11 protein-coding genes are annotated in these 13,157 nt (G+C 43.0%); 9 read left to right on the forward strand and 2 right to left on the reverse strand.

Features of this window, described 5'->3' with window-relative positions:
- Nucleotides 1–518 precede the first annotated feature (518 nt).
- From PHV44_07280 to PHV44_07290, 3 genes are all read left to right on the forward strand, one after another.
- Nucleotides 519–1,625 carry a hypothetical protein gene (locus PHV44_07280; protein MDD5593064.1) on the forward strand — a complete coding sequence of 369 codons (1,107 nt, stop codon included), beginning with the start codon at nucleotides 519–521 and terminating at the stop codon, nucleotides 1,623–1,625.
- A 196-nt stretch (nucleotides 1,626–1,821) separates the two neighbouring features.
- Entirely contained in the window at nucleotides 1,822–2,406 is a 585-nt protein-coding gene (locus PHV44_07285; GenBank protein MDD5593065.1) for a tetratricopeptide repeat protein, read from the forward strand.
- Nucleotides 2,407–2,455: 49 nt separating this feature from the next.
- Nucleotides 2,456–2,884, forward strand: coding sequence for a hypothetical protein (locus tag PHV44_07290; protein MDD5593066.1), 429 nt, complete (start codon nucleotides 2,456–2,458; stop codon nucleotides 2,882–2,884).
- Between the two features lie 79 nt (nucleotides 2,885–2,963).
- Here the strand turns inward: PHV44_07290 and PHV44_07295 are convergent, their stop codons facing one another.
- Nucleotides 2,964–4,700 carry a tetratricopeptide repeat protein gene (locus PHV44_07295; protein ID MDD5593067.1) on the reverse strand — a complete coding sequence of 579 codons (1,737 nt, stop codon included), beginning with the start codon at nucleotides 4,698–4,700 and terminating at the stop codon, nucleotides 2,964–2,966.
- A gap of 113 nt (nucleotides 4,701–4,813) precedes the next feature.
- Here PHV44_07295 and PHV44_07300 point away from each other — a divergent pair, with 113 nt between their 5' ends.
- Nucleotides 4,814–5,536: an anti-sigma factor antagonist gene (locus PHV44_07300; GenBank protein MDD5593068.1), complete on the forward strand. Its 723-nt coding sequence runs from the start codon at nucleotides 4,814–4,816 to the stop codon at nucleotides 5,534–5,536.
- Nucleotides 5,537–5,546: 10 nt separating this feature from the next.
- Here PHV44_07300 and PHV44_07305 read toward each other — a convergent pair whose 3' ends face one another.
- Entirely contained in the window at nucleotides 5,547–8,231 is a 2,685-nt protein-coding gene (locus PHV44_07305; GenBank protein MDD5593069.1) for a cellobiose phosphorylase, read from the reverse strand.
- A 130-nt stretch (nucleotides 8,232–8,361) separates the two neighbouring features.
- On the opposite strand from PHV44_07305, the gene PHV44_07310 reads away from it, so the two are divergent.
- The 5 genes from PHV44_07310 (at nucleotide 8,362) to PHV44_07330 (ending at nucleotide 12,915) form a co-directional block, all read left to right on the forward strand.
- Nucleotides 8,362–9,393 (forward strand): zinc-dependent dehydrogenase, encoded by a 1,032-nt coding sequence (locus tag PHV44_07310; protein MDD5593070.1) that lies wholly within the window; start codon nucleotides 8,362–8,364, stop codon nucleotides 9,391–9,393.
- Nucleotides 9,394–9,468: 75 nt separating this feature from the next.
- Nucleotides 9,469–10,263: a 3-hydroxy-5-phosphonooxypentane-2,4-dione thiolase gene (lsrF, locus tag PHV44_07315; protein ID MDD5593071.1), complete on the forward strand. Its 795-nt coding sequence runs from the start codon at nucleotides 9,469–9,471 to the stop codon at nucleotides 10,261–10,263.
- A 16-nt stretch (nucleotides 10,264–10,279) separates the two neighbouring features.
- On the forward strand, nucleotides 10,280–11,473 hold the full coding sequence (locus PHV44_07320; GenBank protein ID MDD5593072.1) for a hypothetical protein: 1,194 nt from the start codon (nucleotides 10,280–10,282) through the stop codon (nucleotides 11,471–11,473).
- Nucleotides 11,474–11,866: a DUF1573 domain-containing protein gene (locus PHV44_07325; protein ID MDD5593073.1), complete on the forward strand. Its 393-nt coding sequence runs from the start codon at nucleotides 11,474–11,476 to the stop codon at nucleotides 11,864–11,866. It abuts the gene before it with no gap.
- Nucleotides 11,867–11,952: 86 nt separating this feature from the next.
- Complete coding sequence (locus PHV44_07330; GenBank protein MDD5593074.1) at nucleotides 11,953–12,915, forward strand: zinc metalloprotease HtpX; 963 nt, start codon at nucleotides 11,953–11,955, stop codon at nucleotides 12,913–12,915.
- Nucleotides 12,916–13,157 lie beyond the last annotated feature (242 nt).

Genomic DNA, 13,157 nt, shown 5'->3' on the forward strand with positions numbered 1-13,157 from the left:
AATAAATTTTACTTTCTGTCATTCTTGTGGAAGGGTGTAAATCACCCCTGAGATACAAGAGGCTCGGCATGCCGCACCGCCGAGTTTTTTATTTGTTGATTGCGGCATAGCTGACGAATGGCGTTATCTAACTGTTAATTGAGGACGCTGCGGCTGGGCTGCCCGAACCCAGCCCAGCCGCAAGCCGAGCCGAACACGCACTGCATTACCACGAAGCGAGCGGCCTAGCGAGCGCCAAAGGAGGCCTTGCCCCAGCAAGGCCGACTGGTAGAGCGGGAGATACGGGAGCGCCCCCAAGGGCGCGGTGCATATTAGCTATTTCCTTAGAGACCAGCTTTCCCAGGTATTAAAGACTTTCGTCGCTTAGAGAGAGCGTAAATCTTTCTTCTTGCAACCGTGAATTGTATTAGGTAGAATTATAGGGAAGGTTTGAGAGTTAATCCAAGGGGAGCCAATTTAGAAAATCCTCTGTAACGAAAACAGTTACGGAGGGTTTTTATTTGAGTTAAAATAAAAATATGAAAAAAATACTTTTGCTGCTGTTTGCCGTCACATTTATCACTTTTTTCTTTATTCCCGTAGGGCCTTCAGCTAAAGCCGAAGAAGCCAAAACATTTATCGGCACGATTAAATCTTTCGCTTATGGGTTTGGGTTCAGGTCCGGCCCTCCTTTATGGCCGCTCGGTATGATCGAAGTCGTGGCTGATAACGGGCAAAAAAACAATTTTCTTTTCGTCGGCAGCGGGCGGCCTCGCGCTACCATCTTTTATGATATAGACGGCAGAAACCTGGGCATGGTGACGGAGGGGCTGTCTAGAACCGAAGCAGCCAAAAAAGTAGGGATAGGCAAAAAAGTAGAAGTTACCTATACGACTCCGCAGGAAACCGCGCGGTTCATCCACCGAAATCTCGCTATTTCCGTTCGCTATGTTCCTGCGGATTATGTTGCGCAACAGACAATGCCAGGGAAACCGGTAACAGTTTCAGAAACGCCAGCCAATACTTCTGAAACCAATATTTTTGTAGGTAAGATTGAAAGATCCGGGGGAGCATTAAGGTATTGGTGGAAATTTACTGCTGTTGCTGATAACGGCGAGAAGAAAGAGTTTCGTGTCCCCAGGGGCGGTGCAACCATTATACAGATTGACGGTAAGCAAAGATATGGCGAAGCGCCAAGAAGAGGCAGGAAAATTGAGGTTAAGTATTCAGTCACGGAAAGAGATGATAATGTGACCACCTCGATGCGGTACGTCCCATTGGATTACGTACGGCAGCCGACAGCATCAAGTGTACCGGCAAACGTACCTTCTGAAACAACGCAGCTAGCTCAAGAAAGTGCAGGTCAGACAGGGAATACCTTTACAGGCAGGGTCGAATCAGTTAAAAAGATGTTACCAAGGCCTCCCTATTGGAGGCTTGCGTTATTGACGGTTGTCGGGGACAGCGGCGAAAAGAAGAATATAGACATAGTCAACGATACTGCTGTTACCGATGCTTTCGGAAAAGAGAAGGGTAAAGGCAGAAGTGCCTGGAACCTTGAAAACGGTGAGCGTGTAGAGGTAAATTATTCGCCCGAGGCAAACAGCGGCCATAATAAGGCTGTTTCAATCCATTGCCTATATTGATTTGCTAAGAAATAACACAATTTATCCGCCTCCTCAGTTATGCACCAGTTGCGAAATTCCTTGACTTCGCTCGGGATGGTTCGAGGGATGGTGAGCGAAGCCGAACCACTCGTCCAATAGGGGAACCAGATTTAATGCCTCTAGAGTATGCTCTGATAGTAACCTTTATTAGGATATTCCAAGAGCTTAGGTGGTTATGCAATATATGAGTAATAAATCCATAATTTTATTATCTTCAGCTTTTTTATTTTTTTGTTTTTCATCATTTGCCGAAGGCCTTGAATTAAAATTTGATAAAGATACCAAAGAACCCATACTCGTAGAAGAGGACAAATCCGGTCAATTAGGCGTCGATAAAGAAAAGGAAGATCATATTACGACTGAAAAGATGCCAGGCGACCAATATTTAGAACGTTATGTTAGTTTGGTAAACGAAGCTGTTGGATATATAGGGCATGGCCAGTATGAACAGGCAATAGAGAAGCTAAAAATAGCCATAACATTAGAACCTGCCATGCCTTACGCATACGATAATCTCGCGAATGCGTATTACCATTCGCATAGTTATAAAGAAGCTATAGAGATGTCGGAGAATGCATTAAAGGCAGATCCTGATTATGCGAATGCATACGGCAATCTCGGTAATATTTATTACGCGTTAGGTAAATATCAGGAAGCCAAGGAGAACTATCAAAAGGCAAGAAAGCTATTTCAGGAAAAGCAGGATCCAGCGGCTATTGCGAAGATAGATGAGTCTCTTGCAAAACCTTTGTTGGAATAGAATGGTTAGGGGATTAATTTGTTTTATTAAAAGAAAGGAAGGAGGTTATATGTACAAAAAGGTGTTATTGAAAGTCTTTGCGTTAACGGTATTCAGCCTCTGTGTAATTGCGGTTTCCGGGCAGCAAGCATTTGCGCAAAAAGCAGCCCTTGAGCAGCCCGTTATTAAAGAACAGGCCGCCCGACAGGAAGGATTACCAAAGGAAAAGGTGCTTGAAATAGCCACTGCGGCAGTGAAAGCAAAAGGAATGGATCTTACCGAAGCAGTTGTGGTTTATGACGACGGGGATAAACTTTGGATAGAGAGAATCGGAGCCATGACTATGCCTGATGAGTCGCCAAACCACGGGATTATGAAAAAAGGGTTCTTAAAAAATTACGAAACGGTATTTTTTGATTTTAAGGAACCCGTTAATGACGTCTGGGTTTTTATAGATAAGGATACGGGTGAGGTTTTCGAGGTTTATCAGGAACAATAAATATCTCAATAAAGATTTAAAATTTAAAAAGCGCCGAAAGGAATCGGCGCTTTTTATTTTAGAGACAGTCCGCTTAACTTTATTGATTTTTTCCTATTTCTTTTTTTAGTTTATTGATGAATTCAGGGTTGAATTTATATCCCAGCGTTTCTGCCTTATGTATATCCTGCCGGACTTTAGCATATTCCTGTTTTAAAAAATAGACAGCCCCCCGGTTGGCGTAGAATTGCGCCGCGTAAGGGTTTATCTTTATTGCCATATCGTAATCTGAAATAGCTCCAGTGAGGTTACCCTTGGTGACATAGGCATTAGCGCGGTTATAATAAACTTCGGCATAAACGGGGTTTATTTTTATCGCGTTATCATAGTCAGAGATGGCCTTATCGGGCTCGTTTTTATTTTTATAAGCCATGCCGCGGTTATTGTAGGCCTCGGCATAAACGGGGTTTATTTTTATCGCGTTATCATAGTCAGAGATGGCCTTATCGAGTTCACCTTTGTAAAAATATGCCCCTGCCCGGTTGTTATAAGTCAAATCATAAGCAGGGTCAAGCCGGATAGCCGTATCAAACTCTTTAATCGCCGCTTCAATATCTCCTTCCTGGAGATAGACAGTGCCTATGCTGTTGTGTGCGCGCACGCTGTAGGGCGAAGTCTTTAAAGTCGTTTTCCAAAAGTTTGCGTTATCCTTCCAGTCTTTATTCCGGCAGATAGTACGCAGGCCATACGCGCTGATGAGAAATACAAAGAGAACCATAATCCAGATTCCCTGTTTTCCTTTTGCTTTCTTTAGGTATCTTTCATATAAGAAAGCAGCGATTATACTAAGGAAAATAGAGGGCAGATAGGCGTATCTTTCCGCAACTACAAAAGCCACAGGAAGGGGGCTATAGGTAGGGGCAAGAAAGAGTATAAAAATAACCGCCCCAAAGAGTATTATCTTTGCCCTTTTGAAGATAAAAGGGAGCAAACAGAGAAAGATAAATATGGCTATCAGCCCGCACAGCATTACGAGGGGGCGCAGTATAATCGGGTCGTGATAAAAAGTAAGCCTTGCCGGAAATATAAGAAGCCAAAGATGGGAAAATATAGAATATATAAAATAAAAAACCGGGTTCCTCCATGTTTCCAGCCAGCCGGTTTTTAAGACAACCGCGCTAACGCGCGCGCATATAACTTCTTTAGCCAGGGCCAATCTGATTACCATGATCAGGAAGAAGGGGATCCAGAGCCTCCAGTTTTTCTTCCAGCGGTTAAAAATAATATCCGAGAACATAATCAAAAAAGGAAAGAGAAAATAGAAAGAGATATTCCCGATTATAAAATAGGAGAAAATAGCCAGTGCCGATAGATAAAGAACGTAAGCAGGGTTTTTATCCTTCATATGCGGGTCAGTTGCCCTGTGATAGAGAAGATAAGTGGTAAGCACAAAAAAAGCCAGGATTAGATAGGGCCGTCCGGAAATCCAGCTTACTGCTTCGGTATGCAAAGGATGCACTGCGAATAGCGCGGCAGCCAGAAGCGATGCGTCTGTCTTAAAAAATAAACGCAGAAATAAAAAAACTAGGAGGGTATTTATAAAATGCAGGATGACGCTGATTAAGTGATAAGGGATAACATTAAATTTCGCTATTCTATAGCTTAGAGAATTCAACAGGCCTTGGGGGTCAGCCCAGTAATTCCGCATGGAGATAATATACGGATTCTCCAGGATTGCGGGGATATCATCCGACACAAAGGCATTAGGCAGGGAATTGGCATAAACTAAAAAGCAAAGGCCTGCCAGGATAAGGTAGGTATATTTTTTGTCCAGCATATATTACTTTGGTATTTTTGGTCCACTAAGATTGTATCATAAAAATAGCATAGTGGCAATTCTCCGTAAAATATCTTGCAGGGAGTTTTTATTTAAGGTAGAATAAAAAACATATGGAAATCCAGGCTAGGCAAAAAGGCGATATCATTATATTAGATTTAGCCGGCCGCATTGATGCGGATTCCGCTAATCTCGTGGAAGTCACGGGCCAGTGTATCCGCGACGGTTACGGCGATATCTTATGTAATTTTGAGGCAGTGGACTTTATTGATTATATGGGTATCTCCGCGATAGTGATTGCCTATAAAGAGGTAATCAATAATAACGGCAGGATGAAATTCGTCAGTATACCCGCGCATCTGAGGAGCTTGTTTTCTATCGCGGGCTTAGATAAGGTTATCGATATCTACGCCACCGAGGATATGGCCGTAAATAGTTTTAAAGAAGATAAGATTATCGAAGATATCAAAAAAATGCAACTGCGGCGCAGGTTCAAGCGCCTGCCTATTGATATTAAGATAGAGCTAAAAGAAAAATACGATAAGAGCGCTTCCTGTCATAAGGGCGACCTTTTGAATTTAAGCGCCGTCGGTGCCTATATATATGGTTGCGGGCAATTTAAATTAGGGGATGAGGTTATTTTAAGGCTTAAGCTCCCTCCGAAACTCGAAGAGATAGAACTGGAGGCAAAGGTAGTCTGGTTATCCGATAAACAAATCCAGCTTCATTCCCATCCCGGTATGGGGGTAGAATTCTGTAATCTTTCCGTGCCCACGCAGCAAAAACTCATCGGATTCATCGAAAGAAACCTGTCGTTATTGTCTAGCGATAACTAATCCTAAAGATTCAGCCTAAAATTACTTCAAGGGTATTGATATTATTATTGGATAGGGCGAGGAATTTATTGCGCGGGATTAAGATGCGCGGCTCTTTTAGATTGTCTGCGATGATTTTTCCGTTAAGGGCCACTTTATTTATGGAGTAGCTGCCAAAGTCTTTTCTGCGCCGGTTTATAAAGCGGACCTCTATGAATTTATCCGCGAAGTTGGTTTTGATAGCCAGGGTATCGTTATCTTTAAATTGTTGCGCGGTTAATTTTGGCTCTATCTTAAGGTTGCCGTATTCACCCCTGATACCGAAGGCCTGGGTCAATAGAGTGAGGATAAACCAACTGGCAGAACCGGTAAGATAACTGTACATCCCGCGGCCATCGGCGTTAAAGTATTCGGGGAGGCAGGGGTAGATTTTACTCTTCTGGGTATCAAGGGACATCTCATAAATAGAATTTATAACTTCGTAACCTTCTTTAGCAAATCCCCGTTTGTATAAAGCATAAGCGAACATTATGGCCATATGGTTAAAGAAGGCGCCGTTTTCCTTGTCTCCGTAAATAAAAGAGAAGGCCCTGCCGAGGCTTAATTGCTCGTCCTTAAAATCCGTATTTAAGTGGAATCCCCCCAGTTTTTTATCTTTTAAATATTTACACGCGTTATCAAAAATAATCCCGATTTGTTTGTTATCGGCAATCCCGCTCATGACAGGCAAGGCCTGTCCGGTTAAAGTCATACGTATCAGGCCGTTGATATTGCCTTCAACTTTCTGCTTATCATTATTGTAATAACCGTTAAAGAAACCCTCTTTTAGCCATTCGTTGTCCCGTATATGCGCGCACATCCAGTCGGATTTATTTTTCAGGTCTTGGATTATTTTAGATTTATCTATAGTTACCTTTTCTCCGCAAACCGCATATTTTGTGCTCTGGAAATATTTTTCCAGGATCCCGCGTTTGGCATTGATATCGGAGTAATTGATTTTATCCGCGGTTATGGAATCAAATAAGAGCGTTAGTTCTTTTAGAAGGGTTAAGTTTTGTGCGTCCAGGCGCTGGATTATCTCACATAAACTTCCGAGGTTCTGGGCATACATAGCGCTAAAAGCCACGCTCTCACCATATTCAGGGGCCATATCCAGGCCGTCATTCCAGTCGGCATCCTCAAGCAGGATATGGTTATGCGGCCCGACATTAAAAAACTGCACTAAATTCTGGATTAAAATATGCTCTAAGATAGTGCCTTTGTATGTTTCCTTAGTTTTTGTTTTTAATGTCTTGCCGTTATCGGCGAGCCAGTCTTTATCTATTTCTTTGCCCCTACATAACTGATGGTCCCTGAAATAAGTTGTTTCTTCCAGGAATATTTTTAAATCCGCAGCCTGATGCATATACAAGTGCGTTGTCAGTAAAGGCCAGATGCCATGGTCCATCCAGACGCGGCTGATATTATTACGGTCAGCAATAAACTCACCCGGATTCTTACCTATAATAGTAGCGTTAGAACCGTCAATACGTACCCCGGCAAAGTTGTTTATTAATAAAGGCATTGCCTCCTTGGGATTATTTAAAATTAACGAGAGGCAGTCTTGCCAGAGGTCGCGCCAGCCTTTGCCGCCCTTGCCGTAATCAAAATCCGGGAGAAAGGAGCAGCCGAAAATCCTTCTTAATACCGGCTGAATATTTACCCACCTAAACCAGTTATCGAATTCAGGGTTATTTGTTTTGGTTTGCACGGAGGAACTCATTCTCTGCCAGTAGGATTTATTTTTCTGGAGCGCTTCTCTTATTTTAGCCGGGGTATTAAATTTTTTCCATATCGCGTTGATTCGGGGCTTATCAGTAGTAATACCCATAGCAATGATATAAGAAGCGGAATGTTTTGGTTTAAGGGTGCAGGTTTTAAAACGCAGGCCGGCCATAGTCTCTTTGCCCTGGATATTTTTATCTTTTGCGGGCAGAAGATTCTTGAATACCGCTTCAGGCGCCTCCAGGTTTAGGGATTCCCCGGTAAATTCTTCCTGGGTAGGATATATATATTGGGGGGGAGCTTGTTTTTCGTCTATACCTAAAACAAAATAGGAAGTCAGGTTTTTCTTATGCCCGGATTCATCAAAGAGGAGGGTAGGTGTAACGATTACTCCGTATTTTTCTTTTTTTACGCGCTGCAGAAGGGAGGTAACATGGCGGTGGTCATGCAGGTTATGGGCTGAGCGGCCGAATATGGGTATGGCGGCGCAGGAGATAACTTTAAGTGGCTTTGTGGAAATATTAGTAATTTCTACTAGCATTAATTCTACCGGGTCATCCGTGACTGGAATAAAGGAAGTAATTTCTGCTTTTAAACCGATTTTTTTGTTTTCGCGGCTTATTTTTTGCCATAATAAGCCTGCCTCTAAGTTGAATTTATCTTTCAGGCGGTTGGGTTCTTTTGATACGCCGGTTGCCGACCAGACTTTATGCGGGTTTATGTATAACCAGAAATTACGGCTGGATTTTAAATTAGACAGGCTAAAACGCGATACTGGTTCCAGCAAAAAGGAGTTAAAATCCGTTTTGATATCGCCGTGTAAGTCAGGAGAGGCCGAAGACATTATGGGGGCGTTATTACAGAGAGGAAAATAGAGGGTGTTTATCTGGTGAGCATTATCCGAAGTAAAAGAACCTGTGTCGTCTGTAAATTTCCAGAGTTTGTCTTTCATATTGGCTCTCAATTTATCATATCCATATTATTTTTTCAAGCCTTTTATAGTTTAAGAGGGTGTCCTTAATTACTCTTTTTAATTGCTCTTTTTGTTGAAAAATTTTAAATAGATGATAGAATAGGATACTATGCGCGTAGCCATGTATTACAATAACCGCGATATCAGGATAGAAGAGATGCCCAGGCCTAAAATCGGGCCAGGAGAACTCTTGATACGCGTTGAGGCTTCGGGGATCTGCGGTAGCGATGTAATGGAATGGTATCGCCTCGGCAGGACCCCTCTGGTATTAGGCCATGAAATTGCCGGCACGGTTGAAGAGACAGGGGAGGGCGTTAAAGCTTATAAAAAGGGCGACAGGGTGGCCTGTGCCCACCATGTCCCTTGCGGTAAATGTCATTATTGTTTAAGCGGGCATGAAACAGCCTGCGATACCTTGCGTAAAACTAATTTTGACCCCGGCGGGTTCTCTGAATACCTGCGCCTGCCTAAAATAAATGTGGATTACGGGGTTTTCCCTTTGCCGGATTCTATATCTTTTGAAGAAGCTACTTTTGTTGAGCCTTTAGCCTGCGTACTTAGGGGCCAGCGGCTGGCGGGTATGAAACCTGGCCTTACGCTTTTAGTGGTAGGCAGCGGTATAGCCGGGCTCTTGCATATACATTTGGCGAAAATAAAAGGTGTGGGCCGTATCATTGCTACGGATATCTCGGATTACCGCCTTAAGGCAGCCGGTGGGTTCGGCGCGGATACAAGCATTAATGCCAGGGAATATTTTGCGGATAAGCTACGTAAATTAAATAATGGCAGGCTCGCGGATTTGGTCATAGTCTCCACCGGTTCGCCTTCAGCAATCAGGCAGGCCTTAGAGTCTATTGAGCGAGGAGGCACGGTACTCTTTTTTGCCCCTACGGAGAAAGGTAGTGAGATTCCTCTTCTTTTTAATGAATTATTCTGGCGCACAGAGATAACCCTTACCAGTTCATATGCAGGCAGCCCTTCTGACTATAAAGAGGCATTAGGTTTAATTGCTAGTAAAAAGCTTAATCTTTCAGGGATGATTACGCATCGTTTTGGTTTAGCCGAAACTGCTAAAGGTTTTCAGTTAGTAGCGCAAGGAGGAGAATCTATAAAGGTAATTATTTTTCCACAGAAAAAATAATAATATCAAAGTTTTTTTGATACTCTGATACTATGATACTTTGACACAAACAGGTCTATTTACGAGGAGGACAAAATGGATTGGGGCATGAAGAACCGTATGCAGCGCATATTTAAAGAAGACGGTAAAGCCGTGATGCTGGCAATAGACCACGGTTATTTTTTAGGGCCGGTAAGCAAGCTGGAAGAGCCGCGTAAGGCCATCGAACCGCTTATCCCCTATGCGGACTCGCTCATGCTGACCAGGGGGATGCTGCGTAATTGCATTGACCCTAAATATAATATTCCGGCTGTCCTACGGGTTTCAGGGGGCAATAGCATTATAGGTAAAGACCTCTCTAATGAAGGCATTACCGTTTCTTTTGAAGATGCGCTGAGGTTGAATGCGGCGGCAGTAGCTATATCCGTATATGTAGGCACGGATCACGAAAATCAAACCTTAATCAATTTAACCAGGCTCATCGACGAGGGCCAGAAATACGGCATCCCGGTTTTAGCGGTTACTGCTGTGGGTAAAGAATTAGAAAAGCGCGACGCCCGTTATCTTTCTTTAGCCTGCCGTATTGCCGCAGAACTAGGCGCGCATATAGTCAAGACATACTATTGCGAAAATTTTGAAGCAGTAATCAAGTCCTGCTTTGTCCCGATAGTTATTGCCGGCGGGCCTAAATTAAAAAATGAATTCGATGTTTTAAAAATGGCCTATGAGGCGATAGCACAGGGCGCTAAGGGCGTGGATATGGGCAGGAATATCTGGCAGTCACGTTGGCCGGTGGCGGTGATTTCCGCCATACGCAGCATTGTCCACGAAAAAGCATCCTTAAAGAAGGCGTATAATTTATTTAACAGTTTGAAAAATAAAGGTAACTAGCACACAGGAGGAGGTTATGCATAGGAAGAATTTATTTTTAACAGCTACTGTTATCTTGAGCTGCCTGTTATTGTCAGCGTGCCTGCGTACTCAGGTACGCGCTACTACCCCCGCCCCTGAACACAACTTAATATTCTTTTATACTCCTTCCTGCAATGAATGCATCGAGGCAAAAAATAAATTAATACCCGCAATAGAAAAATATTTCAAAAACGTTGTCCGGGTGGAATATAAGGATACCGACGACATAGAAAACTATAAATTGCTCCTCTCCTTGAAAGAAAAATATAATAATACCCTGGAATTAACTTTACCTGTTTTCTATTTTGAAGGATACTTATTGAATGGCAAGACGGGTACCGAGGCTAACCTGAAGCGCATTCTTACGCAGAGTTTAGGCGAGGGTTATTATCAGGAAAAGGCATTGGTAGAGTCGGACCTGGCCCGGATACTGAAAAGTTTCGGGGTTGTCGGTATAGTTACGGCAGGCTTAGGGGACGGGATTAATCCTTGTGCCTTCACGGTAATCATCTTTTTTATTTCTTATCTGGCTTTACAGGGATACAAGAAAAAGGAATTGGCAGCCATAGGCCTTTCTTTTATTTCGGCCGTATTCCTCGTTTACCTTCTGATTGGCCTGGGCTTATTCAATATTATTTATAGCTTAGAGAAATTTTCATTAGCTAGAAGGGTCTTTAATATCAGTATCGGGATATTAAGCGTTACCCTCGGCACGGTATCCATTTATGATATATTAAAATTTAAAAAGACCAGGCGCACCGACGATTTGGTCCTGCAGCTGCCTCCGGCGGTGAAAAACCGGATACATTCCATAATCAGTTTATATTACAGAAAACCCAAAGATAATAAGAAACAGGCTCAAGAGGCGCATTTTTTCAGGTTAGTTATCAGCGCTTTCGTTACGGGTTTCATTGTTTCTTTTCTGGAGTTGGTCTGTACGGGACAACTCTATTTGCCGACGATAAAGTTTGCCCTGAAGATATCCTCCGTAAGGTTCCAGGCCCTGGCCTACCTTTTATTGTATAATCTGATGTTTATCGCGCCTTTATTACTGATATTTATTCTGGCCCTTTTTGGTGTCAGTTCGGAGCAATTCTCTAAAATTGCCAAAAAGCATCTTTTAGGCACCAAGCTTATTTTAGCGGTTATATTTTTTACTTTGGGCCTATTCCTGCTCTGGAGGCCCTAATTGCGCAGGATTTTCCTGTTTTTAGTATTTTTTCCCCTTATCCTGGGGGGCTGCGCGCAAAGCCGGCAAAATCTGCTGGCCCCTTTGCAAACTGCTGATAATTATTCCTGGGATTTTGGCAAGAGACAGGAAGGCGAAGTCTTAAAACACGCCTTTACCTTTAAAAATGACTCCAAACAAACCATAAAGATAAATGAGGTAAATACTTCCTGCGGCTGTACTGTTTCTAAAGTAGAAAAAAAAGTTCTTTTATCCGGCGAGGCTACCGCGATAGAGGTTCAGTTTAATACCAAGGGTTATTCCGGGTCCGTGCAGCAGTATGTATATGTCCATACCGATGATTTTGACAATCCCGTTTTAAGGTTTATCATTAAGGCGGAAATCGTAAAATAAAGTGTCAATGTGTCAGGTATCAAAGTTTTTCTTTGATACTATGATACCCTGATACCCTGGCACTTTGATACAGCGGGAGGTAAGAAATGTGGGCTTTAAGATTAAGGATGTGGCTATTGGTAACTATGCTTTTCGGGCTTACCTATGTGGCGCTCACTCTAATAGGTACCCAGTTTTTACATCTGTACGGATTTTCTTTTTATTTAATTTTATCTTTCGTAATGATGTTCATCCAGTATCTGATTGGGCCGAAAATCGTAGAATGGACCATGCATGTAAGGTATATTAAGAAGGAAGAGAACCTGCGCTTATACCAGATGGTAGAAGACCTGGCCAAAAGGGCCGGGATACCTGTGCCCAGAATAGGCATAGCCGAAATCAGCCTGCCTAATGCCTTTGCTTTTGGCCGCAGTATAAAGGACGGCCGGGTCTGCGTTACGGCGGGTATCTTAAAGTTATTAAATGAAGACGAGCTCAGGGCGGTCCTGGGCCATGAATTAAGCCATTTAAAAAACAGGGATGTTTTAACTATTACTTTACTTTCAGTTATCCCGATGATTATGTACCGTATTGCCTGGCAATTCCTGTTTTTCGGCAGAAGGCGCGACGAAAGAGGGGGTAATGCCGCGCTCGTCGGGTTAGCGGCATTCATCTTTTACTTTATTACCAATCTTTTAGTGCTTTACGCCTCGCGCATACGCGAATATTTCGCGGATAAGGGTTCTGTTCTTTTGGGAAACCAGCCCTCAAGCCTCGCATCCAGTTTATACAAACTCGCCTATGGCGCAGCGCGTATGGATAAAGAATCCTTAAAGGAAGTGGAGGGCCTGAAGGCCTTTTTTGTCAATGACCCCTCGCAGGCCCTAAATGAAATCAAAGAGTTAAGGCAGCTCGACATCGATAAGAGCGGCACCATTGATAAAAATGAATTAGAAGAGCTGAGAAGTAAAAATATACATCTGGGGTTTGGAGACAGGCTCTTAGAGGCCTTAAGCACCCACCCTAATATGCTCAAGCGCATCAAACAACTTTCCGAGTATAAGGCATAATTTTAAAGCCGTAAAATTCTATAAAATAAGAGCCCGCCAAGTACGTATGGCGGGTTTCTTATCCGTTCCACTTCGCAAGTGGAACAGGTTTGGATGAAGCATAAAGTAAAATATATTTCGCACTTTTGATATTGCCATACAAATAAAAAAGGCATATCCTCTTAGGTTGATAACGCAAATTATTAACCTAACCGGCTCTTGAGGAGCCAGCAAAGGAGGATACGCCTATGGCAAAGTCAGTG

It is taken from the genome of Candidatus Omnitrophota bacterium, from assembly GCA_028717245.1.
Classification (GTDB): Bacteria; Omnitrophota; Gorgyraeia; order Gygaellales; family Profunditerraquicolaceae; genus JAGUYA01.